This window comes from Psychrobacter phenylpyruvicus DSM 7000 = NBRC 102152 (assembly GCF_000685805.1).
In the GTDB taxonomy this organism is placed as follows: domain Bacteria; phylum Pseudomonadota; class Gammaproteobacteria; order Pseudomonadales; family Moraxellaceae; genus Psychrobacter; species Psychrobacter phenylpyruvicus.
Genome location: NZ_JMKP01000015.1, coordinates 1 through 22039, shown reverse-complemented (window position 1 = coordinate 22039; position 22039 = coordinate 1). Strand labels below are relative to the sequence as shown.

Below are 22039 nucleotides of genomic sequence, written 5' to 3'. Positions count from 1 at the left end.
ATTTGATAAAAAAGCCGCTTTTATAAGCGGCTTTTTTTATGACCATAACACTTTGAGTACACTATCTTATTACTGTATTTACATTTTATAACGTATTGCAACGTTTTGGCTAAAGGTTTTACATCTTATCCCGTTATACTTAAATGGCTAGCTAAATAGTATTTACTATAACTTTGTATTAACTAAACAAAGCTAGTTTATAAATAAAAAGCTAGTCTATAAATAAAAAGTTTAAATAACTGAAATAATTAACAACTGCTAAAAAATTATTACTTTTTATTAAAAACTATATCAATAACTAAGCTCTACAAATATAAGCCCTACAAATAACAATATAATTCAAATTAGGAGTATTTATTAATGAAAAAACTACTTACTACTTCAGCGATTTTAGCTTCTGCATTAGCCTTATCTGCCTGTCAAACTACCCCAACTAAAGGTGATCTTCCTGCCGAAGTACAGCCTGCTTTGCAAGCCCAAATGCAAACGGTAGATGTTAGTCAAGCTCATCTTGGTAAAATGTATTTACGCCCTGTTCAAGGCGGCGTGCAAGTCTTTGGTAAATTAACAGGCTTAAATCCTGGCTCTACCTATGCCATCCATATTCATGAAAATGGTACTTGTGCCAATAAAGGTCAAGATGCAGGCGGTCATTTCAACCCGTTTAATAAACCACATGGTCATCCTACTGCGTTAGAAAGCCATGCAGGCGACTTACCTAACATCACAGCTGATGCCAATGGTGTGGCGAGTATGAACTTTGTGCGTAAAGACATCTCAGTAGACCCACGCGTGGCCAACACTGTTTACAACCGTGCCTTTATTATCCACGCTGGTGCCGATGACTATACTAGCCAGCCCGCTGGTAACTCTGGCGACCGTATGGCCTGTGGTGTGATCGAAGCTTATTAATTCGATGTGCTTGAACAGTTGATATCTAGCCTTATTTAAAAAAGCTATTGATATCAATAGCTTAGATTAAAGATCTAGATATCAAACGCTCTAGCCTTAGCGCCAGTCTCTAAATTAGAGGCTGGCGCTTTTTATTTTTAATTAAATAGTTAATAATGAGGGTATACTCTTATAATCTATACGACACTACTTGTCGTATAACGCTCTTTCTGCTCTATTAAATTGACAACAATTTGCTATACTTATCCTATCGAATCCGCTGTTATTATAGGCCACTGCAACAAAGACTAAAGCCAACCTTCTACTGAAAACACATGACAAATTCTAATAACCTTTATTAGTACTACTAAATTATAATTTAATCTTTATACTTAGTCTTTATCATAGGCAGTGTGATTCACTAACCCTTCACTTTAAACCAAAAATTATAGTTATTTAAAACTCCAACTTTTAACAAAATATTTTTAATCACTTAAATTAGGACATCATTATGGATGACAACAAAGCCAAAGCCTTAAAAGCTGCCTTAGGCCAAATCGAAAAGCAATTTGGTAAAAATACCATCATGCATTTGGGCGATAACTCAGCTGCGCTAGATGTAGATGTAGTTTCAACTGGCTCTTTAGGCTTAGACATCGCTTTAGGTATTGGCGGCTTACCAAAAGGTCGTATTATTGAGATTTATGGCCCAGAGAGTTCGGGTAAGACCACCCTTACCTTACAAGCTATTGCTGAGTGTCAAAAACAAGGGGGTACTTGTGCCTTTATCGATGCTGAGCACGCATTAGACCCTATTTATGCCCGTAAATTAGGGGTGAACACTGATGATTTGCTTGTATCTCAGCCTGATAACGGTGAGCAAGCACTTGAGATCACTGATATGTTGGTGCGCTCTGGTGCCCTCGATATGATCGTTATTGACTCGGTCGCTGCCCTTACTCCACGCGCTGAAATTGAAGGCGAGATGGGAGACAGCCACATGGGTCTGCAAGCACGCTTAATGAGTCAGGCGCTGCGTAAAATTACTGGTAATGCCAAACGCTCAAACTGTATGGTTATCTTCATTAACCAGATTCGTATGAAAATTGGGGTTATGTTTGGTTCGCCTGAAACCACAACTGGTGGTAACGCCCTTAAATTTTACGCATCAGTACGCTTAGACATTCGCCGTATTGGGGCAGTGAAAAGTGGAGATGAAATCATTGGTAACCAAACCCGAGTCAAAGTTATCAAAAACAAAATGGCGCCACCGTTCCGTCAAGCTGAATTTGAAATCACTTATGGCGAAGGCACCAACCATTTGGCCGAGGTTATCGACTTAGGCGTAGAGATTGGTGTGGTTGGCAAGGCCGGTGCTTGGTATAGTTATGGCGATGAAAAGATTGGTCAAGGTAAAGCCAACTCAGTGTTGTTCTTAAAAGACAACCCTGCCATTGCTGAAGAGATTGAGGCCAAAATCCGCGCTGAAAAACTAGCCGTTGACCCCCAAAAAGCCACTGAGACAGCTGACGACTCTGAAATAGCTGAGCCTGAAGCCGAATAACTTCGACTAGATAGGGTTCGCCAAGATATAAAATGCAGATAAAAACCTTAGCCCAAATTTTGGCAGAGAATGAGAAGGGAGATAAAGCTCCCTCTCAAAACCAATCAAAATCAGGGCAAGCGAAGTCTAAAAGTATCTCTACCCAAACCGTATCACGGGCACAGACCTCCTCTGCCCGTGGTTTTTCTGTGTCTAAATCACAGGATAATAAACGCTCGTATCCCACAAAATCATACCCTAAAAACTCAGGCTCTAAAGACTCGGACTTTAAGAAATCAGAGTCGGGACAAAATAATAGCGATTATAAACCTAAGCTAGAGCACCCTCACTCCGCCTCCTTACTTCAGGATACGGCAGATGAGCGAATGGCTCGATCCAAAAAACGTAACAAAAAAAGCTTCCACCCCGCCTCCCCTTACCAGCCCAAAACTAAGCTGGTTGAGCCGGTAAAAGAAGTCGATCCCAATAGTATCAAGAGCTTATTGGCACAAGTTAAAGCCGAGGCAGAACAGCAAGAGCAGGCAGATAACTCTCTCTCAGAGGATACAACAACCGCCTCAACTCAGAGTTACAGCCACGTTGAAAGCGATAACTCAGGTATAGATAACTTGCCTGCCGCACTTAAAGCTTATCTAAAAACGCCTGAGCAGCGCCAAGCAGAAAAAGAAGAAATCAAAGCCAATAGCCGTCTGCGTTGGTTGGCTTTTTATTATCTGTCGCGGCGTGAGCATTCAGCTGGAGAGCTGCGTCAGAAGCTACTCGATAAAGAGCAAGATCCCGATAAAATCGAGGAGCTGCTACAAGAGTTTGCTGAAAAAGGCTATCAAAGTGACCACCGTACTGCGTTAATGCTCATTCGCGAAGGCATTCGCAAAGGCCGGGGCCGCTTACGCATTAAAAACGATTTTTATAAACGTAAAGTCGAAGTGCCGGCTAATATCGATGAGCTAATTGATATGGCAATGGAGGACAACGAAGAATTTGTCGATGTGTTGTCCGATAACGATCTGGTGGAGGGAGTAGACTGGCTGCGCTTGGCAGTGGAAGCGCGGGTCAAAAAATATGGGAGTGAGATTCCCACCGATCAAAAGATAAAGGCCCGCCAGCTGAGATTTTTGCAGTATCGCGGCTTTAAGCCAGGCATTTGCTTTGAGGCCATTACCCATAATTTAGAGACTGTAGAAGATCGCTTTTAGGCTGCTGATTAGCCTTTATTTGCTTAATAGGTAGGCCTGTGTATATCATCAGTGTTAAGGTTATAACGGTTATAACAACCAGTTTACACTATCTTTTCTAGCCCAAGAAGCTCTAAGCCAGCCAGCTTTGGCTCACCATTATTGCCATCTTCTGGAAACGGCAGACGCTCCCCATTTAACTGATACCCTCGGCGCTGATAATAAGCCAATAGCTCTGGACGTTGACTTAAGATACTCATGGTTAAGCGGGTTTTATGGGGATTATCATCAGCTTTCAGATGACGTCCGGCAAAGGTCTCTGCCGCTTGCAAAATCTGATTGCCCACGCCTAAGCCTTGTAAGCTTGGATCAACCGCAAACATACCAATATAGGCGGTGTTTTGTTCTGCTTTAATATCCACGCCAATACAGCCTAGAATCTTACCGGTCTCATTGCCCTCTTTGACTTCAGGGAAAACAAATAAATAATGGCGCGGTGCATTAATAACGGCTTCAATTTCTTGTGCCGTAGTACGAATACCCCCGACTAAATGCGCTTCATTGGTCCAGCCCACGTCCTCCCGGTAGCATTGATTTAGCAAGCTAAGCAAGGCAGCCACATCTTCAGCAGTGGCCTGACGCAAAAAAACATCCGGTCTGGACTTATTGGGGTTAGACATAGTGGTATACTCCACACATAAATTAGCAGATAACAACCTAAGATTATTAAAGCAGAAACTTAGCCTATTAGTAAACCTATTAAACCTTAAATCCTACCAAGACGTAGCAATATACTGTTTTTAAATTCTTTTATTTTCTGAGCTTATTATGACATCAGCCACCTCCCATGCACCTATTAGCCCTGAGCAAATTACCCAGTTAACCGACTCTCGCCAATGGGCACAGCCTACCCCTGCTCCTATTTCTAGCGCCCGTTTTAAGCAGTCTGTTGTAGACTTTCAGGTCGATGAATTATTGGATATTGAGCTATCTGGTGCAGGTGAGCATTTGTGGTTATTGATCAAGAAGAGCGGTATGAACACCAGCTTTGTGGCCGATCAATTGGCCAAGTGGGCCAAAATCCCTGGCCGTGATGTTGGCTACTCAGGGCTAAAAGACCGACAAGCGGTAACGACGCAGTGGTTTAGTTTGCGAATCCCCAAAGGTGAGTTGCCAGAGCTAAGCTTTGATGAATTTATCACAGCTAATCTAAACTCTGAGACTGAATCAGTACAAGTACTCAAACAAGATTGGCACAGCAAAAAACTTAATCGTGGCACTCATAAGGCCAATAAGTTCGTCATCCGCTTAACCGATATTGAACTAAACCCCAAAGTTGCCGCAACGACTGCTGAAGCTGATGAAGTATTAACCCTTATTAGCAAAGCAGGCGTACCCAATTATTTTGGTGAGCAGCGTTTTGGCCGTCAAGGCAACAACATAGTCAGTGCTTTAGAATGGTTTGAACAAGGCACCATAAATGGCCGCAAACCGCACCCAAAAAAGAGCCGTGATTTGCAGTCGCTACTATTATCTTCTGCTCGCAGCGCCATTTTTAACCAAATAGTCTCCGCTCGAGTTGAGCAAGATAATTGGGATAAGGCGCTTGAAGGGGATGTTTTTAATTTAAACGGTTCAGGTTCGGTATTCACTGTTGAGCAACTAGATCAGGAAATACAACAGCGCCTTGACAGCGGTGATATTCACCCGACCGCGCCGCTATGGGGTATAAAAAATGACAAGGTTAGCGGCGCTGCCAAGGCATTAGAACAGCAGGTAGTAGCACAGTATCCTGTCTTACAAAGACTGGCTCAGGGGCTTGAGAAAAAAGAGCTTAAAACCATGCGCCGTGCCACACGCTTACCAGTTAGCGACTTAAGCTGGACTTGGCCTGATGAGCAAAGCTTACTGCTACAATTTACTTTGCCCACAGGGACATTTGCTACCAGTGTTCTGGCAAATTTAGTGACGGATTTAATTCAGTAACCCATCAAGCACTAACGTCTGACCTTGCGCCAAACTTGGCACATCACCAAGTTTACGCCAAGGCATACTGCTGCCATGAAAGTCACTACCAGTCGATACTTGTAGTCCATGCTCAGCGATGCTGCGATCTACCATACGCCGAGTACTTAATGGTTCATCATTGCTAGGCAGCTCACAGCCGTCACCGCCGAACTGAGCAAACTCAGCAATTAACTTGCGCACTCGGGTTGCCGATAAGTTGTAACGAGTTGGATGTGCCAGCACCGCTTTACCGCCGCAGCGATGAATAAGGTTAATGGTGTCCTCCATACTTAACGTCTCGAGAGGTACGTAAGCGGCTTTGTTATCGGCCAAATACTTATCAAAAGCTTTTTGCATGGTGGGTACAATCTCTTGCTCCAACAACACTTTGGCAATATGGGCACGCCCTACCGCATCTGCGTTACCGTCTGCTTTTAGCAGTACCGCTTGCCACATTTCATCGAAGTCATGACCTGTCAGCTCCGCCATTTTTTGGACAATCATTCGACCGCGATTACCACGACTGACTTGAATGTGGGTCAAGGTCTCATTCATTTCAGCAAAGTCTGTAAAGCCCAGACCTAGCACATGAATAATTTTATCCTTAGCTTTATTTTTGCCATAGCCGCCGGTAAGCGTGTGCTGACAACTGATCTCTACCCCATTAATAAAGGTAATACCCAACTCTTCGGCCACCGCTCTAGCTTCGGGGATACCGGCCAAAGTATCGTGATCGGTTAAGGCGAAGATATCGATATTAGCTTCATGTGCTTTGTGCAGCAGCTCGGTGGGGGTATTGCTGCCATCAGAACAAGTGCTGTGGCTGTGTAAATCGATGCGTTTGTAACACAAGGCGTGGGGGTTTTGCGCTGAGGTTGACTCTGTAAGGCTATGCGGCATATTTTTGGTCTTTATAGTTTGGTCTTTATAATAAGAAGGTTATACAGCTAATATTGTAACGGTTATCCCCTGCTATTTGTCGATATATTTCCAGACATCTTTTAGTTAACTTTTATAGTAATGGCTAGATTACACAGTTGAGACAACAGCTCTAAGTCGACCTTATCGCTGCAATACAGCCTTAATTATAAAGCTTCGATATAGCGCCAATGCTTTTTTTTATGGGGAATGGCGTGTAAACTATCGCCACAAGCTATCCCTCCTATTCTCTTAATTTTATTATTGTGACTTCTATGAAAGCATTGTTAGATTTTATCCCCTTAATCGCCTTCTTTTATGTGGCGAAAACCCAAGGTATTTTGGCTGGTGCTGGGGCAATCTTAATCGCCACTGTGGCAGTTGCGGCTATTCACTTGATGACCCAAAAAGGTCGTCTGACCAAACAGCAAGTTGTGACCTTAGTGCTAACCGTAGTCTTTTGTGGTTTAACGCTACTATTCCACGATGAGATTTACTTAAAGTGGAAGTCAACAGTTATTAATGGGGTGTTCGCAGCGGCCCTATTGATCAGTGTATTGGTTGGTAAGCCTCTACTAGAGATGGCCATGAAGAGCGTCTTTAGTTTGACCAAATCAGGGTGGAATAAATTGACCTTGGCTTGGGTGGGGTACTTTATCTTGATGGCAGGACTGCAGTACTACTTTGCTTTTTATACCAGTGAGCAAACGTGGATTAATTTCAAAAGCTATGGCTGGTTGCCTGTCATGTTGGTGTTTATGGTGGGCCAGTTTGTTATACTTAAAAATCACCTCAATCCAGAAATCACTGACGATAAGTCTAACAAATAGCTTGGACTTACTCAGCTTAGTCTAGGTTTTCGCTTAGTCTAAACAATTGGTTACTATAAATCTGCCCTTCGATACGAGGCTTACTATGCCATTATTTATGATTATTGGTCACGATGTTGCCAACTCTACACAGTTAAGACAAGAAACCCGCCCTGCTCATATTGCTCGTCTAAAGCAGCTTGAGTCAGAAGGTCGGCTGGTCATTGCAGGCCCTAATCCTATTGAGCACGGCCAAGAGGGTATGTCGGGTAGCTTGGTTGTCGCCGCTTTTGATAGCCTAGAAGCGGTTCAACAGTGGGCGAGCGAAGAGCCTTACTTAAAGGCAGGGGTTTATAGCCATGTCGATATTAAGCCCTTCATTCAAGCTCTACCTTCTGCTTAATTGATCCCCTGTTTTATTTCGTATTGGAACTCACCGTCATGTCTGCTTCACAATGCTTTGCACATACTGCTGTTACCCCCTCTAAAGCTAAGAGTAATGGCTCAATTATCGGTACTACCTTATTTGCCTTCACTTGCTCATTATCCGCCTCACTTATTCCAGCGGCTGCCTCTGCAGCGCCTACTGTGGTGGTTAATAATGAGCAGCAGGCGTCTGCTGCAGAGGAGGACCCACAGGTCGCCCCTCAACCCAACACTCCTTTTAATGAAATTAATCCACAAAGCCCAAATCAACAAGAAGCAAACCCAGACGAAACTCCAAACGCCCTTGAAAACCCAAACAGTTTGGCCAGTGGCATGCAGCCAAGCGACTCTGAATTATCGGCTGCCAATCAAGAGTTACTCAGTCGTAATGCCCAGTTGCAGCGAGATGTGAATGACCTAGAAACTCGGGTTAATGTGTTGATTAACGAGCGCAGTGGTCAGCTATTTATGTATGGAGCAATCACTGTGGCTGTGTCCTTATTCTTAGGTATCGTACTGGGCGGCTTCATATTCAATAGACGCGGACGCTGGTAATTAGTTTTGCGTGAGTTAATTGCTGCTAGTTAACTAAAATTAGGTTAGTCATTGCCTTTTTATTAAGACAAGTGAGTAAAACGTGAGTGAAGTAGCTAAGGTGATACCTGCCAAACTATCATGGCGTGAAGATGAGCTGGGCAACTTGGTGCCGGTCTCAGAAGTATTCGGCGATGTTTATTATTCTTTGGCCGATGGCCTGGCAGAATCTCGTTATGTGTTTTTGCAACAAAACCATTTGCCTGAGCGCTTTGCTGCTCTTTTTGAGCAGTATCTAAACTCACTTGATACGGATTCTCATAACGCTGTTTCTAACACTAAAGCTACTAATGAAAGTACTTTAACCTCTAAAACTTCAAACAGCTTTACCATTGCTGAGCTAGGCTTTGGCACCGGACTTAATATCCTAGCCACTTGGCAGCTGTGGCGACAAACCAAACAGACCCTTTACTCTCAGCATCCCCAACAAAATGCCTGTAAGTTACAACTTGGTCAGCAAGCGCCTCGCCTACACCTCATCAGCACTGAGAAGCACCCCTTAACTTTCGACGACTTAACGCGTAGCTTGCAAAGCTGGCAAGAGAATGACCCTAGCCTCACACCGCTAATCACCCGCTTATTAGCCCTATACCCAACGCTAGTTTCAGGGTGTCACCGTCTACATTTAGAGCAGGATGTGACCTTAGACTTATGGTTAGGTGATGCCACTGAAAGCTTACAGAAATTAGCTGGTGCTGACTACAATGCCCCTCATCAGGCTCAAGTAGATGCTTGGTATTTGGATGGCTTTGCACCCTCTTGCAATGAGTCATTATGGGCGGAGCAAATCTTCGAACAGGTGCAGCGTCTATCAAATACAGGCACCACTGCGGCTACATTTAGCTGTGCCGGCGTGGTAAAAAGAGGCTTAGAATCAGCTGGCTTTGAGATAAAAAAAGTCAAAGGCTTCGGTCGCAAGCGCGAAATGCTTACGGCCAACAAAGCCGCGGTCACCGCTTCTGCTGACGATGAGTCTGATAGTCTCGCTATCAATCACAATAAGCCTAATAAAAAAGAGTCCTATACAAAGGAGACAAAAGACACAAAAGAGCGTTATAAAAAAGTAGCCATCATCGGCGCAGGCGTCTCTGGTCTCATGGCAGCTTGGTCTTTGGCTCAACGTGGACTACAAATCACTTTAATCGACCAATCCGCTCCCTTAGCCGGAGCCTCTGGCAATCCTAGAGCCTTATTGGCACCAAAGATGACGCCTATCGCCCACGTAGCAGAGCATTTGCACAGTATTGGCTATCTGTATAGCCAGCGCTTATATCGCCAGTTAGATAGGCAGAATGAGCTGCTTTTTGACTCAGCTGAGGCGGCTACCCATCTTAAGCGTCCTAGCCAAATATTTGAGGGTACAGGCACCTTAGATTTACTAGTGAAATCTAACGTCGACGTTGCGCAGATTGCTGAGTATCCTGAGCAAATGGCGACCACTTTAGCTGCCGATAAAGCCCGAGATATCACAGGCTTAGAGCATCAAGATCTAATTGAGAATCTTTACTTACCTCAAGCCGGTTTGGTCAATCCTAAAGCTTTGGCCGACACTATTTTGAATCATAGCAACATTCGCTTTAAACAGGCCAAAATTCAGCAGATACAGCTGTCTAAAACTTCAGTTAATGCACCTAGCAATACGCAAAATGTACAGTTAATTGCCAAATCTACTGTACTAAGTGATCATAGTGATAACAGCGATGCTGATAGGGATGATGATCTGGCAAACTTTGATGCTGTCATTATTGCCACCGCTTTTGACAGTCAGAATTTAGATGCTCGGATATTTGAGTTTCGTAGAATCCGTGGTCAATTGTCTTGGTTTCAGCCCACACAAGCGCAGTTAACCGCTTTACCCAAATTACCGCTTAAATATGGTGGCTATTGCGCTAGCTTTACCCCTTGTAAAAATGATGAGCTGGTGAATCCTGTTTCAGCTGATACGCCTAGTTTTTTATTGGGAGCAAGCTTTGTGCGCAACGACATGGATACCCAAATTCGTACTGCAGAGCACGAAGTAAATCACCAGAAATTAATAACCGCCATCCCTGAATTGGACAGCGTGCTGCTTGAGAATGGTGAGAAACCAGCAGATTATAGCAACTGGCAGGCCCGTGTCGGTATCCGTGCTCAGACCCCAGACTATCACCCTTTAGTGGGACAAGTTGATGAAGAGGGCCTGATTTGGACCTTAAGTGGTATGGGGTCAAAGGGTTATGCCTTCGCCCCTCTATGTGCTGAGGTTATCGCTGACATGATGCTCGGCCAATACACGCCTTTGCCGCAGTCACTACTAGAGAGACTGTCTCCACAGCGTAATAGTCTACAAAAGCCGCTACCCAAATAAGCCGTTTACTAAGTAAATAGCTGTATATATTCCCTCTATTTAGTGCTTAACATGGCTAGGGTTTCGCTTACCATTACCATGCCCACCACTGAGGTTACTGCCACTGCTGAACCATAGCCACCACAGTGTAAGCCACCGGTTTGGACACTGCCATCGGCTGATTTATTGACAATCGGTGGCTGCGTTGAATAGACACATTTAATACCAAATTTATCCTTTAATTGTTTGTTAATACCATGCTCATGACGCAGCTTGGTTCGCAAACGTGCTAGCAAAGGATCTTGATAAGTATCTTTTAAATCACTGACCGTAATTTGCAGCGGATCAGTCTTACCGCCTGCCCCGCCGGCACAAATCAGTTTCAGCTTATTAAACCGGCAATGCAATGCAATCGCCAATTTGGCTGCCATATCATCGGTACAATCCAAGACGATGGTCGCCTCACCTTGCTGCAACTTTTGCTTCGCCTGCTCTCGGCTAGGCAGTAGCTGAGCCACATTCTCAGGCGTCAAAAAGTCATCAACTAATGTCAACTCAAGCTTAGGGTTGATTTGACGTGCGCGCTCGGCCATCTCCTCGATTTTACTCTTACCAAAACTGCTGTCGAGTGCGGGCAACTGTCTATTGACATTCGAGGCCACCAACACATCCATATCTATCAAAGTCATCTTACCAATGGCGGTACGTGCTAGCCCTTCAGCAACCCAAGTTCCGACACCACCCACCCCAATCACAATCACATGGGCCTGCTCAAAATTAGTAAAGCTGGATTGACCATATAAAGTCTGCGTGCCTTTAAAGCGTCGGTCATATTGGCTGTCGTCTAAAGCGGAAGATGAGGTCATAAAGTACCTTATTTTCTATAAATTAAGAGAGTGTGGAAGATAAACAAGTGAAGGAAGCTTTAAGTTAAGAAGTTTAAGCTAAAGCGCTTAACTTAAAATCAGGAATTAAAACCAGTGGCCTATTATACTGTATAGCACAAGTTATATAACCCAAGTTATTCAGGGTAAGCCCAGTCAACTCTTAAAGCCTCACAGCTGTTTTGCCACAACTGTCTAGCCAAGCTCTGCTCGTCAACCTCGAGCAGCTCAGCCAAACCTTGAAGTACAAAGCCTAGATTACCGGGTACATTCCTGGTTGGCTCCCCTCCTTGCTGACAGCATATCGGGGTCATGTCGGGGCAATCCGTCTCTAGCACTAAGCACTGTAAGCCATAGGTTTCGACCGCTGCCTTTATGGCGCGGCGTAGTTTTTTGGCATTGGTATTGGTTATCTGACCGGTAACCCCGAGTTTAAAACCCAACTTTACAAAAGCCTTAGCTTCTTGCTCACCACCACTGAAGCTATGAGCAATACCACCCAGCTTATTGGCCTTATAATCGTGCTTTTTTAGTAGCGCTAAGCACTCGGCGTGAGCCTTACGAATATGAAGCAGTACCGGCAGCTGATGCTGAACCGCTAAGTCTAATTGCGCCTCAAAAAAGCGTTTTTGTTTCGCCACCGACTGCTCGCTTTTTAATTCATCAGTAAAGGTGTCTAACCCAATTTCTCCAACGGCCACATTGGGGTGCATCTGTAAAAACTGGGCCAACTGTTCTAAATCCGCCTCAGTATGCTCAGAGATATAAGCAGGATGCAGTCCTGAAGCAAGGTAAACTTTTGGGACTGCAGTCCCATTATCTGCTTGATTCATTAACTGTTGCTGCGTCTGTAACATGCGATCAAAATACTTGGCATAATAGCCTATTAACAATAAGTGACGCACCCCTGAGCGATAAGCTGAAGTAGCCAGCTCAATCCTATCTGCATCAAAGACGAAGTCGTCAAAGTGAGTGTGGGTGTCGATCAAAGGGTAATGAATGCCAGTTTCTAATCCCTTATTATTTTCACTGTGTGACATAGTGGCTCGTTGTGACCTCAAGTTATAAAGTTTGGTGAAAGCGGACATGCTGAATTAATGTAGCTGTCAATTAAGGCTGCTATTCATCAAGGCTACTGTCATTGTCGTCAGACTTAGCATCGCCCTTAAGCTGACCTTTGCTATTGGTATCAGGGGTCAAATCTGGAGCAATATTGCCTTTAGCTTTAACGTCCCTACTGCTGCGTCTAGGGATTAGTAATAAAGCCAATCCCACCGCCCCTAGCTTAAGGACCTTTGAATAACGCATATCCCCTCCTCTTTTTTATTTGTATTTTTTATTGCTAATCTTAATTACTGCTTTTTCATAGCTGGACTTAGTGGCTTCTGTATAACAGTAGCTTATGCCCCTGTTATATCTCAATGAAGATTACATTTAAATATGAAATAACAACACATAACACAAGCCAAAAAACAGGCTAGGTTATAATAGCTACTTAAACCAAAAGCTAACTATAATCCCCATTATAAGTGGCTTTTTTTATTCCTATTTTAATCAAAGAACAGTGACTCACAGTCTTTGTAAGCTATTGATATTACTTGTCTATTTAAGACAATAAATATTTTATTTAAGGCAAGAGCTATGACATCTAATAATAATGACGCTAACCTATTTAACTGGGAGGAGGCCAAAGCTTCTTTAACCAAATTCATGCCACTGATGGTAGAGGAGCAAATACATACCGCCCAATCAAATATCGTTAATCCACTACCTGAAGCTAAGAAGCAAGCCATTATCGATATCCCGTTCCAAGAAGAGCCAAGATCCGCAGATGAGGTGATGCACGAGCTTAACGAGCTGGTATATAAATACCGTACGAAACAAAGTCACCCTCGATTCTTCTCCTTCATACCCTTAGCGCTGTCTCCCATCTCTGTGGTTGGTGAGGCCATCAACTCTTTTTATTCGCCTTATGGAGGCAGTCATACTTTAAGTGAGGGTATGGCCGTCGCTGAAAAAAAACTTATGAACTGGATGGGCGAACAAATTGGCTATCCAGTAAAAGAGTTGGGCGGGCTGTTCGTCTCAGGAGGCTCAATGGCCAACCTAACTGCCTCTATTGTGGCTCGAGATGAGAAATTAAAGGAGAATGAACTGGTCAAAGGCACTGTCTACGTCTCTGATCAGACTCATTCTTCTGTGGCCAAGGGCATCCGTATTATGGGTATTCCTAGAGCCAATATCCGCAAAGTTAAGACCAACGATGCCTTTCAAATGATAGCAGAAGATCTACAAAAGCAAATCGAGCAGGATAAAGCCGATGGCATGATTCCCTTTTTAATTGTTGGCTCTTGTGGCACCACCAATACCGGTTCAATCGACCCGCTACATCAGTTGGCTGACATCAGTGAAGCTAATGATATGTGGCTTCACATTGACGGGGCCTATGGGGCGAGCGCCATCTTATCCTCACATCGCAAGCTATTAGATGGGATTGAGCGTAGTGATTCTGTCAGTTGGGATGGTCACAAATGGCTATTTCAAACCTATGGCTGTGCGGTAGTCATCTGTAAAGACCGTCAAGCTATGTCACGTACTTTTAGTGAGAACCCTGAATATTTAACCGATATCCAGTCCGATGATTCCAACATTAACTTTTGGGACATGGGCATCGAGCTAACTGCCCCAGCAAGAGGCATGCGCCTGTGGTACACCTTGCAAAGAGTCGGCTTAAAAGAGATGCGTAATGCTATCGATAAAGGGTTTGAAAACGCACAACATTTTGAGACTCTATTTCGTCAACAGCCCCACTTTGAAATTGTATCACCTGCCCAGTTGAGCATCGTTAACGTACGTTTTAATGACGGCAAGCACAGCGAACAAGAGCTAAATCAGATTAATAAAAAACTGTCTGAGTTATCTACCAAAAGAAACAATGCCATCTATTACACCACCCTACTACATAACAAAACGGTATTAAGATTCTGCTGTATGCATCCTTTATTGACCAAGCAAGATGTTGAGCAAGTGGTCGATCAAATTAATGAGGATCTTGTTTCTTTAGGTTTAATTGAGCCATAACCGCCTATTAATATTAGCCCATTTCTCGTAATCATCATTGACTAGATTCGACTAAAGGCTGTTAAACAAATAAACCCTGCAAATTTGCAGGGTTTATTTTTAGCTGATCTTATTTTTATAAGACTTAGAACGGAATATCATCATCCTTAGGAGTATCTGTCATGCCGCCTGCTGGAATGGTGGTTTGATTATTAAACCCTGGTGCAGGAGCAGGAGTTGGCTGTGGCGCTGCTGCAGGAGTTTGAGGAGCAAAGGTATTTTGGTTATTACCAGCACCTTGATTGCCAGCTTGTTGTCCTTGATATCCACCGCCTTGCTGACCTTGGAACCCACCTTGCTGACCCTGGAAGCCACCTTGTGGATTCTGATTGCCACCCTGGAAACCACCTTGATTACCATAGCCAGTTGGCGTTGACTGGACACTACCCATACCGCCACCACTATTGCCGCCCAACATTTGCATTTGATCAGCGCGAATTTCAGTAGTGTAACGGTCTTGACCGTTTTGATCCTGCCATTTACGGGTACGTAAGCTGCCTTCGATATAAACTTGGCTACCTTTACGTAAGTACTGTGCCGCAATTTCGCCTAGACGGTTAAATAGCGAAATACGATGCCATTCGGTCGCTTCACGCTTCTCGCCTGTTTGTTTATCAGTCCACTGCTCAGAAGTTGCCACAGAGATATTAGTGACACTACCTCCATTACTGAATTGACGGGTCTCAGGATCAGCCCCTAAATGACCCACAATAATTACTTTATTAATACCACGCATAAGGCTTCCTTTTTATATATCTATTTAATAAATTATTAATTAATGTTTAACAAAAGCTATCGCTAACTAACTTTATAGCACATGTCGCCACTGTACCGAATTTTTAATTAAATATCTAGTTTAGTTTCGGTTAGTTGCGACAGTAATTGTCGTGAATTATCGGTAAGCTTTTGTTTATCCAGCTTCAAATAGGCCACGCCATCTTTGGGCATAACCACCACTTCATCAACCCCATCAACGTTCATAACTTGCTGCGACCAAGCCGATATATCCGCCTGTTTTGGAATGGCCATTGTGGTACTGGTAAGGTAAGGAGGCTGGGCAATAGGTAGGATTAAAAGCAAGGCAATCACCATCACTGCACCGAGCAAACCCCAAGACAGCATAACTCCTTGGTTTAATAACATACCCCCTAACGCACCGCCAAAAAAAGCCCCCAAAAACTGACTGGATGAGTTAATCCCCATAGCCGTTGCTTTATTAGCAACAGGGGCTTTTTTAGAGATCCAAGAAGGGATGGTCGCTTCCAATAAGTTAAGGCCAATAAAATACAGTCCTAATCCTAAGATCAAACCTATGCCAAACTGACTGCCTACTGTCAAACTAAGTAAGGCCGCCGCCATCACTGCTATGGCTGACAAAAATACTTGGCGCATTTTTTGCTTTTTTTCAGCAACAATAATAAACGGGATAGCGATGGCAAAACCGATAAATAATAACGGCAAATATACCAAACCTTGTTGACGTACTGCTAGACCCAACACATCGCCAAGCTGATGCGGTACAATCACAAAAATGGCGGTCATGGTCAGATGCAGCGCAAAAATACCGAAATGCAGACGGTTTAAATCTGCAATCGCCAACACCTCTTTTAACTGCGCCCCAATCGATTTGTTATCAAGGTTATGCTTCAATACCCGCACCGGCGTTGGTACTGCCAATAATAACAACATGGCCAACACTGCGAAGCCTGTTGTTAACCAAAATAAACCCGACATACCGACTGAAGCGACCATCATTGGCCCTAAAGCAAACGACAACATAATGGAGGTTGCAATGGTCAATCCCATGGTTGCCATGGCTTTGGTGCGTTGTTGCTCACGGGTTACATCAGCAAGCAGCGCCATCATTACCCCAGATACCGCGCCACTGCCTGCTAACGCCCGACCAATAATAACTCCATAAATATCGGTGGCTGTTGCGGCTACTATTCCGCCAATGGCAAATAACAGCAGTCCAAAGAATATCATGGGTTTGCGCGGGAATTTGTCCGCAGCCATACTCATAGGGATTTGAAATATGGCTTGGCCCAGACCATAAATACCCACTGCTAGGCCAATTAAAAACGGCGTGGCATGGGCATAGTTGCTACCATATACCGAAAACACTGGCACAATCATAAACAGCCCGATCATCCGTAAGGCAAATATGCCACCTAGACTACTGATGGCCCGTTTCTCGATGCTATTCATGCTATTGTCTCACCCTATCTCAATCACGAATTTTGTCTGCTTAACAATTTAAATACCTCTTATCGGCACTTAACAGACAATGATGTTTGCGAGCGTACATTATAATGGATATAGATAAAATATGGTGCGAACATCATACGCTTTAAATAAAGTTGGTGACTTGCAAGGCACATATAAGCCGTCTTGGTGTATGCTAGCTACTTGAATTTCAGCTAAATTATGACCATAAACAATACACAGCTTGTGGCTCACATAGCCACTGCCTATCAAATACATGATGCACCACTGACTATTAAAATTTAATTAACTTTATTATTCAAACTAAGCGAACGATAATCGCATTCAATACCAACTAATCAACACCCTAATTTATTATTCAAAATTGTAAAAACCTAACTGCTTAAAATTTAATAACAAAGGCACTATATGGCACACGAACACATTAAGATTCGCGGCGCACGCACCCATAATTTAAAGAACATCGATATCGATATTCCACGTGACAAATTTGTGGTTATCACCGGTTTATCAGGCTCTGGTAAGTCCTCACTGGCATTTGATACCTTATATGCTGAGGGCCAGCGTCGTTACGTCGAGAGCTTGTCGGCGTATGCGCGTCAATTCTTATCACAAATGGATAAGCCAGAAGTAGATAGCATCGAGGGCTTATCGCCGGCTATTGCTATCGAACAAAAGTCGACCAACCACAACCCACGCTCAACAGTCGGCACCATTACTGAGATTTATGACTATCTCCGCCTGTTATACGCGCGCGTCGGTACTCCCTATTGTCCAGTACACAACGAGCCAATGGTGGCGCAGACCATTACCGAAATGGTCGATGAAATCATGGCCTTGCCAGAAGGCACTAAGCTGATGATCTTGGCACCTGTGATACGGGAGCGTAAGGGTGAACATATCGTCCTGCTTGAACAGCTTGTGGGTCAAGGCTTCGTCCGTGTCCGTGTCGACGGTCATGTCTATGATATGGACGAACTGCCGGCACTTGAGAAAAATAAAAAACACACCATCGAGGTGGTCGTTGACCGCTTCAAAGTGCGTGATGACTTAGGCAACCGCGTTGCCGAGAGTTTGGAGACGGCTCTGCGCTTAGGCAACGACTTGGCCATCTTGCATTATATGGATGGCAATCCCAATCCTGACGCCTCAAACAAAGACAGTGATGACCAGATTTTATCAGCCAAACACTCTTGCCCAGTCTGTGACCGAGCTGTGTCAGAGCTTGAACCGCGTCTATTTAGTTTCAACAACCCTTATGGGGCGTGTCCTGCTTGTGATGGGCTAGGTAAACGCCAGTACTTCTCTGCAGAAAAATTAGTTACTAACCCTGAGAAGTCACTCAATCAAGGCGCTATCAATGGTTGGGACAGACGCCATGCCTATTATTTCGGGCTATTAACCACGGTTGCTAAGCACTACAACATCGACATGGATATTCCATGGCAAGAGATTTCAAAAGAGCACCGTGACATTATCTTAAAAGGCTCTGGCAAAGAGAAAATTGAGTTTAACTTCACCGATGAACGGGGCCGAAAAACCAAAAAAACCACGCCATTTGAAGGGATACTGCCCTATCTTGAGCGCCGTTATGCCAAGACTCAAAGTAACTTTGTGCGTGATGAGTTGGCAAAATATTTAGCCGACACCACCTGTAACGTCTGTGATGGCGCACGTCTTAATGAAATTGCCCGTAACGTACGTGTTGACGGTAAAGGCATTGCCGATATCGTGCAGCTATCGATTGGTGATGCAGCCGACTATTATAAAGACTTACAAATGAGCGGCGCAAAAGGTGAAATTAGCGAAAAAATCTTTAAAGAGATTAATGAGCGTCTAAACTTCCTCGTAAGCGTTGGTCTAGATTATCTAAACCTTGCCCGCTCTGCCGAAACCCTATCAGGTGGTGAAGCACAGCGCATCCGTCTTGCCAGCCAAATTGGCGCAGGCTTAATGGGCGTTATGTATGTGCTCGATGAGCCGTCTATTGGTCTGCATCAGCGTGATAATGACCGTTTATTACAGACGCTACTTCGCTTACGTGATCTGGGCAACACAGTGTTAGTCGTTGAACACGATGAAGACGCCATTCGCCAAGCGGATCATGTAATTGATATCGGCGTTGGTGCTGGCGTGCATGGCGGTCATGTCATTGCTGAGGGTACCATGCAACAGATTATGGATGTTGAGGAGTCATTGACAGGTCAGTACTTATCGGGCAAAAAGAAAATTGAAATCCCTAAAGTCCGTCACAAAGCCAAAACCATTGACCTCAATAATCCGCCCGAAAAAGCGCGTATTATGCCGATGGGCAAAGCTAAGGCTGCAGCCGCTGCCAAAGCTGCTAAAAACAAAAAGCCTAAAGCGAAGAACATAGTACCAATGCAAATTGAGCTAAAAGGTGCCAACGGTAATAACTTAAAAGATGTGGACTTAACTATCCCAATCGGTACCTTTACTTGTATCACTGGGGTGTCAGGCTCGGGCAAATCAACCTTGATTAACCGTACCCTTATGCCGCTAGCTGCTACTCAGCTAAATAATGCTTCGACCTTGGTGCCTGATCAATATGAAAGTATTACTGGGCTTGAGTACCTAGACAAGATGGTCGATATTGACCAAAGCCCAATTGGCCGTACGCCTCGCTCAAACCCGGCGACTTATACCGGTGTGTTCACCCCTATCCGTGACTTGTTTGCGCAGACGCCAGAAGCCAAAGCCCGTGGTTATAAAGCCGGTCGCTTTAGCTTTAACGTCAAAGGCGGTCGTTGTGAGACTTGTCAGGGTGATGGTCTAATCAAGGTTGAGATGCACTTCTTACCCGATATGTATGTGCCTTGCGACAGCTGTCATGGCAAGCGCTATAACCGTGAGACGCTTGAGATTCATTACAAAGGTAAGAGCATCGCAGAAGTATTAGAGATGACTGTGGAAGATGCGACTGAGTTCTTCTCAGCGATTCCGCCTATTCACCGTCGCCTGCAAGCATTGATGGATGTGGGCTTAAGCTATATTCGCCTAGGTCAGTCTGCCCCGACTTTATCAGGGGGTGAGGCGCAGCGGGTTAAGCTGGCTCGTGAGCTTGCCAAACGCGATACCGGTCAGACCTTATATATCTTGGATGAGCCAACCACTGGTTTGCATTTCCATGATATTTATAAGCTGCTTAATATCCTGCACGCCTTACGTGATAAGGGCAATACCATCGTGGTCATTGAGCATAACTTAGATGTGATTAAGACTGCTGACTGGATCGTTGACTTAGGCCCTGAAGGCGGTAAAAACGGCGGTATGATTATCGCTGAAGGTACGCCTGAAGAAGTGGCAGATAACGAAGCGTCGTTTACCGGTCATTTCTTGAAGCCTATGCTTGAGAAAGAAGCTTCTTAGATCGTTTTAAAACTTTTAAATTAGAAAAAGGCCGTCCTGTTTGGGATGGCCTTTTTTTTAGTCTGTCCCGTCCTGAAATAAGTTTACGGAAAAGCCACGCCTAATTGAAGCATGGCCTTAGTTTCGTGTTCTTAAGAAAGGGAGAAATATGCGGGTTATGGGTAGGCGTTCTTTAACAACCTAGTCGCCCCTCGTCCCTCGGGAAGGGCGAATACTTCTCTCTATGTATGCCGATAAGGAAGTTTAGATAATTCGATTTTGACATCAGTACCACTTAATAATTTAGCAAGATATTGTTGATAATGAGTCGCAGCAGGTGCGACATATATTTTATCTAAGTTTGATTTAACTTCGGGTTCGTATTCAATATATAAAGCCCTACCAAAATCCATCACTACTTCTGGGCTACTAATAGATGTCATATATATCATCCGACACTCCTGTTCCTCTTGGAAAGCAGAGTGTTTGATTAAGTACTTTAACGGCAATAGGATTTTATTAATTAGCTCGATATTATCATTAAACAGGGCAATCGCACTACAAAAAGTCAAAGAAGGAGTAAAATATAGCACCCGATCCATAAGAGGGAGCTATTATGCTCAACGATCCAAGAGAGTTCTTTGCCAAACTCAATGACCCAAGACGCCAAAACAAAAATCTCTATCATCCACTAGAGAACGTCATATTTATTGCGCTAACCGCTTTTATCTGCGGCTATAACGACTGGGTGAGTGTCGAAGACTTTGCCAAAGAGAACAGGTCGTGGTTTGAGAGGGTTCTCGCTATGCCTTATGGTATACCCTCGCATGACACCTTTGGAAATGTCATGAAAATGATAGACAAAGATCACTTTGCCCTATGCTTTGCTCATTGGATGACCGAAAGTGTTAAAGACCATACACACATTGCCATTGATGGTAAATTTCTCCAAGGTGGCTTTAAAGATACAGACTCTATTCATTTAGTCACTGCCTTTGCCAGTGAAACTAAATTGGTATTAGCACAAACGCAAGTAAATAGTAAAGACAACGAGATAACGACACTGCCTAGACTGCTTGATATGATCAATCTTAAGGGCAGCGTTGTGACCGGGGATGCGATGTATTGTCAAAAGGATGTCTGTAAACAGCTTGTTAAAGCTAAAGCCGACTATATCTTGTCCTTGAAAAGAAACCATGAGCTTTTATATGACGACGTTAAGCTTTGGTTAGACACACAATTTGATTCAGGTAATTTACCCATCAATGAAACTGTTGATAAAGATCATGGTCGTATAGAAGTAAGACGTTATGCGCTATCTACAAAGATAGATTGGTTAGATAATAAGTCTGATTGGACAGGCTTAAATGCCGTGGCTATGGTTGAGTCTACTCGTAGTATAGGTGAAGATAGCCATACTGAACGGCGTTATTATTTGACCTCTTTGACTGATTTACCTATCGTTGCTCAATATATACGTTCTCATTGGGCAATAGAAAATTCTCAGCACTGGGTGCTTGATGTGACCTTCGGTGAAGACCGCTCGGTAAAGCTTGAGAAGAATGCCCGAAGTAATAAAGCCTTACTCACTCGTACAGCTTTAAATCTACTACGTGATAGAGATGATACTAAACTGTCAGTGAAACGACGCCGTATTAGGGCTTCTCAAAATCTTGATTATCGTGAGCAGGTTCTATTCGGGAGAGTTTTATAGTGCGATTGCCCTGTAT

General features: G+C 43.9%; 19 protein-coding genes. 11 read left to right on the top strand and 8 right to left on the bottom strand.

Translation table 11 applies throughout. The features are described from left to right. Positions 1–360 precede the first annotated feature (360 nt). The 3 genes from G561_RS0107360 (at position 361) to G561_RS0107350 (ending at position 3651) form a co-directional block, all read left to right on the top strand. Positions 361–912 carry a superoxide dismutase family protein gene (locus tag G561_RS0107360; RefSeq protein WP_028858962.1) on the top strand — a complete coding sequence of 184 codons (552 nt, stop codon included), beginning with the start codon at positions 361–363 and terminating at the stop codon, positions 910–912. A 490-nt stretch (positions 913–1402) separates the two neighbouring features. Further along, complete coding sequence (recA, locus tag G561_RS0107355) at positions 1403–2455, top strand: recombinase RecA (RefSeq protein ID WP_028858961.1); 1053 nt, start codon at positions 1403–1405, stop codon at positions 2453–2455. A gap of 32 nt (positions 2456–2487) precedes the next feature. Next, positions 2488–3651, top strand: coding sequence for a RecX family transcriptional regulator (locus tag G561_RS0107350; RefSeq protein ID WP_028858960.1), 1164 nt, complete (start codon positions 2488–2490; stop codon positions 3649–3651). 83 nt (positions 3652–3734) lie between these two features. Here G561_RS0107350 and G561_RS0107345 read toward each other — a convergent pair whose 3' ends face one another. Next, positions 3735–4310 carry a GNAT family N-acetyltransferase gene (locus tag G561_RS0107345; RefSeq protein WP_028858959.1) on the bottom strand — a complete coding sequence of 192 codons (576 nt, stop codon included), beginning with the start codon at positions 4308–4310 and terminating at the stop codon, positions 3735–3737. Positions 4311–4458: 148 nt separating this feature from the next. On the opposite strand from G561_RS0107345, the gene truD reads away from it, so the two are divergent. After that, positions 4459–5616 (top strand): tRNA pseudouridine(13) synthase TruD, encoded by a 1158-nt coding sequence (gene truD, locus G561_RS0107340; protein ID WP_028858958.1) that lies wholly within the window; start codon positions 4459–4461, stop codon positions 5614–5616. On the opposite strand, the gene G561_RS14225 is transcribed toward truD, so the two are convergent. Next, positions 5605–6537 (bottom strand): PHP domain-containing protein, encoded by a 933-nt coding sequence (locus tag G561_RS14225; protein ID WP_037031940.1) that lies wholly within the window; start codon positions 6535–6537, stop codon positions 5605–5607. The genes truD and G561_RS14225 overlap by 12 nt on opposite strands. 293 nt (positions 6538–6830) lie before the next feature. On the opposite strand from G561_RS14225, the gene ispZ reads away from it, so the two are divergent. From ispZ to mnmC1, 4 genes are all read left to right on the top strand, one after another. Next, complete coding sequence (ispZ, locus tag G561_RS0107330; protein ID WP_028858957.1) at positions 6831–7385, top strand: septation protein IspZ; 555 nt, start codon at positions 6831–6833, stop codon at positions 7383–7385. 85 nt (positions 7386–7470) lie between these two features. Continuing rightward, the gene (locus G561_RS0107325; protein WP_028858956.1) at positions 7471–7767 is read left to right on the top strand and encodes a YciI family protein; all 297 of its coding nucleotides are present in this window, start codon (positions 7471–7473) and stop codon (positions 7765–7767) included. Positions 7768–7805: 38 nt separating this feature from the next. Further along, on the top strand, positions 7806–8345 hold the full coding sequence (locus G561_RS0107320; RefSeq protein ID WP_028858955.1) for a hypothetical protein: 540 nt from the start codon (positions 7806–7808) through the stop codon (positions 8343–8345). Positions 8346–8427: 82 nt separating this feature from the next. Next, positions 8428–10731, top strand: a complete 2304-nt coding sequence (mnmC1, locus tag G561_RS0107315; RefSeq protein WP_028858954.1) for an FAD-dependent 5-carboxymethylaminomethyl-2-thiouridine(34) oxidoreductase MnmC1 — start codon at positions 8428–8430, stop codon at positions 10729–10731. A gap of 35 nt (positions 10732–10766) precedes the next feature. On the opposite strand, the gene G561_RS0107310 is transcribed toward mnmC1, so the two are convergent. The 3 genes from G561_RS0107310 to G561_RS0107300 all read right to left on the bottom strand — a co-directional run bounded on the left by G561_RS0107310 (position 10767) and on the right by G561_RS0107300 (position 12902). Beyond that, positions 10767–11576 (bottom strand): tRNA threonylcarbamoyladenosine dehydratase, encoded by an 810-nt coding sequence (locus G561_RS0107310; RefSeq protein WP_028858953.1) that lies wholly within the window; start codon positions 11574–11576, stop codon positions 10767–10769. A 155-nt stretch (positions 11577–11731) separates the two neighbouring features. After that, positions 11732–12634 carry a TatD family hydrolase gene (locus G561_RS0107305; protein WP_051584435.1) on the bottom strand — a complete coding sequence of 301 codons (903 nt, stop codon included), beginning with the start codon at positions 12632–12634 and terminating at the stop codon, positions 11732–11734. Positions 12635–12713: 79 nt separating this feature from the next. Continuing rightward, positions 12714–12902, bottom strand: a complete 189-nt coding sequence (locus G561_RS0107300; protein ID WP_028858951.1) for a hypothetical protein — start codon at positions 12900–12902, stop codon at positions 12714–12716. A 333-nt stretch (positions 12903–13235) separates the two neighbouring features. Between G561_RS0107300 and G561_RS14220 the strand changes: the two genes are divergently transcribed. Beyond that, positions 13236–14675 carry a pyridoxal phosphate-dependent decarboxylase family protein gene (locus G561_RS14220; RefSeq protein WP_051584434.1) on the top strand — a complete coding sequence of 480 codons (1440 nt, stop codon included), beginning with the start codon at positions 13236–13238 and terminating at the stop codon, positions 14673–14675. 124 nt (positions 14676–14799) lie between these two features. On the opposite strand, the gene ssb is transcribed toward G561_RS14220, so the two are convergent. Together ssb and G561_RS0107285 are read right to left on the bottom strand one after the other, a co-directional pair. Beyond that, the gene (gene ssb / locus G561_RS0107290) at positions 14800–15450 is read right to left on the bottom strand and encodes a single-stranded DNA-binding protein (RefSeq protein WP_028858950.1); all 651 of its coding nucleotides are present in this window, start codon (positions 15448–15450) and stop codon (positions 14800–14802) included. Positions 15451–15557: 107 nt separating this feature from the next. Next, positions 15558–16922: an MFS transporter gene (locus G561_RS0107285; protein WP_028858949.1), complete on the bottom strand. Its 1365-nt coding sequence runs from the start codon at positions 16920–16922 to the stop codon at positions 15558–15560. Positions 16923–17348: 426 nt separating this feature from the next. Between G561_RS0107285 and uvrA the strand changes: the two genes are divergently transcribed. Beyond that, a complete protein-coding gene (gene uvrA, locus G561_RS0107275; protein ID WP_028858948.1) occupies positions 17349–20330 on the top strand; it encodes an excinuclease ABC subunit UvrA in 2982 nt (993 codons plus the stop codon). Positions 20331–20551: 221 nt separating this feature from the next. On the opposite strand, the gene G561_RS0107270 is transcribed toward uvrA, so the two are convergent. Next, positions 20552–20911 carry a hypothetical protein gene (locus G561_RS0107270; RefSeq protein WP_028858947.1) on the bottom strand — a complete coding sequence of 120 codons (360 nt, stop codon included), beginning with the start codon at positions 20909–20911 and terminating at the stop codon, positions 20552–20554. A gap of 14 nt (positions 20912–20925) precedes the next feature. On the opposite strand from G561_RS0107270, the gene G561_RS0107265 reads away from it, so the two are divergent. Next, positions 20926–22023 (top strand): ISAs1 family transposase, encoded by a 1098-nt coding sequence (locus G561_RS0107265; protein ID WP_028858946.1) that lies wholly within the window; start codon positions 20926–20928, stop codon positions 22021–22023. The last annotated feature ends 16 nt before the right edge of the window (positions 22024–22039 follow it).

What these genes read in the sequence shown, in the direction of transcription:
- G561_RS0107360 (WP_028858962.1), top strand. Translation starts at nt 361, where the DNA reads ATGAAAAAACTACTTACTACTTCAGCGATTTTAGCTTCTGCATTAGCC.
- recA (WP_028858961.1), top strand. Translation starts at nt 1,403, where the DNA reads ATGGATGACAACAAAGCCAAAGCCTTAAAAGCTGCCTTAGGCCAAATC.
- G561_RS0107350 (WP_028858960.1), top strand. Translation starts at nt 2,488, where the DNA reads ATGCAGATAAAAACCTTAGCCCAAATTTTGGCAGAGAATGAGAAGGGA.
- G561_RS0107345 (WP_028858959.1), bottom strand. Translation starts at nt 4,310, where the DNA reads ATGTCTAACCCCAATAAGTCCAGACCGGATGTTTTTTTGCGTCAGGCC.
- truD (WP_028858958.1), top strand. Translation starts at nt 4,459, where the DNA reads ATGACATCAGCCACCTCCCATGCACCTATTAGCCCTGAGCAAATTACC.
- G561_RS14225 (WP_037031940.1), bottom strand. Translation starts at nt 6,537, where the DNA reads ATGCCGCATAGCCTTACAGAGTCAACCTCAGCGCAAAACCCCCACGCC.
- ispZ (WP_028858957.1), top strand. Translation starts at nt 6,831, where the DNA reads ATGAAAGCATTGTTAGATTTTATCCCCTTAATCGCCTTCTTTTATGTG.
- G561_RS0107325 (WP_028858956.1), top strand. Translation starts at nt 7,471, where the DNA reads ATGCCATTATTTATGATTATTGGTCACGATGTTGCCAACTCTACACAG.
- G561_RS0107320 (WP_028858955.1), top strand. Translation starts at nt 7,806, where the DNA reads ATGTCTGCTTCACAATGCTTTGCACATACTGCTGTTACCCCCTCTAAA.
- G561_RS0107310 (WP_028858953.1), bottom strand. Translation starts at nt 11,576, where the DNA reads ATGACCTCATCTTCCGCTTTAGACGACAGCCAATATGACCGACGCTTT.
- G561_RS0107305 (WP_051584435.1), bottom strand. Translation starts at nt 12,634, where the DNA reads ATGTCACACAGTGAAAATAATAAGGGATTAGAAACTGGCATTCATTAC.
- G561_RS0107300 (WP_028858951.1), bottom strand. Translation starts at nt 12,902, where the DNA reads ATGCGTTATTCAAAGGTCCTTAAGCTAGGGGCGGTGGGATTGGCTTTA.
- G561_RS14220 (WP_051584434.1), top strand. Translation starts at nt 13,236, where the DNA reads ATGACATCTAATAATAATGACGCTAACCTATTTAACTGGGAGGAGGCC.
- ssb (WP_028858950.1), bottom strand. Translation starts at nt 15,450, where the DNA reads ATGCGTGGTATTAATAAAGTAATTATTGTGGGTCATTTAGGGGCTGAT.
- G561_RS0107285 (WP_028858949.1), bottom strand. Translation starts at nt 16,922, where the DNA reads ATGAATAGCATCGAGAAACGGGCCATCAGTAGTCTAGGTGGCATATTT.
- uvrA (WP_028858948.1), top strand. Translation starts at nt 17,349, where the DNA reads ATGGCACACGAACACATTAAGATTCGCGGCGCACGCACCCATAATTTA.
- G561_RS0107270 (WP_028858947.1), bottom strand. Translation starts at nt 20,911, where the DNA reads ATGGATCGGGTGCTATATTTTACTCCTTCTTTGACTTTTTGTAGTGCG.
- G561_RS0107265 (WP_028858946.1), top strand. Translation starts at nt 20,926, where the DNA reads ATGCTCAACGATCCAAGAGAGTTCTTTGCCAAACTCAATGACCCAAGA.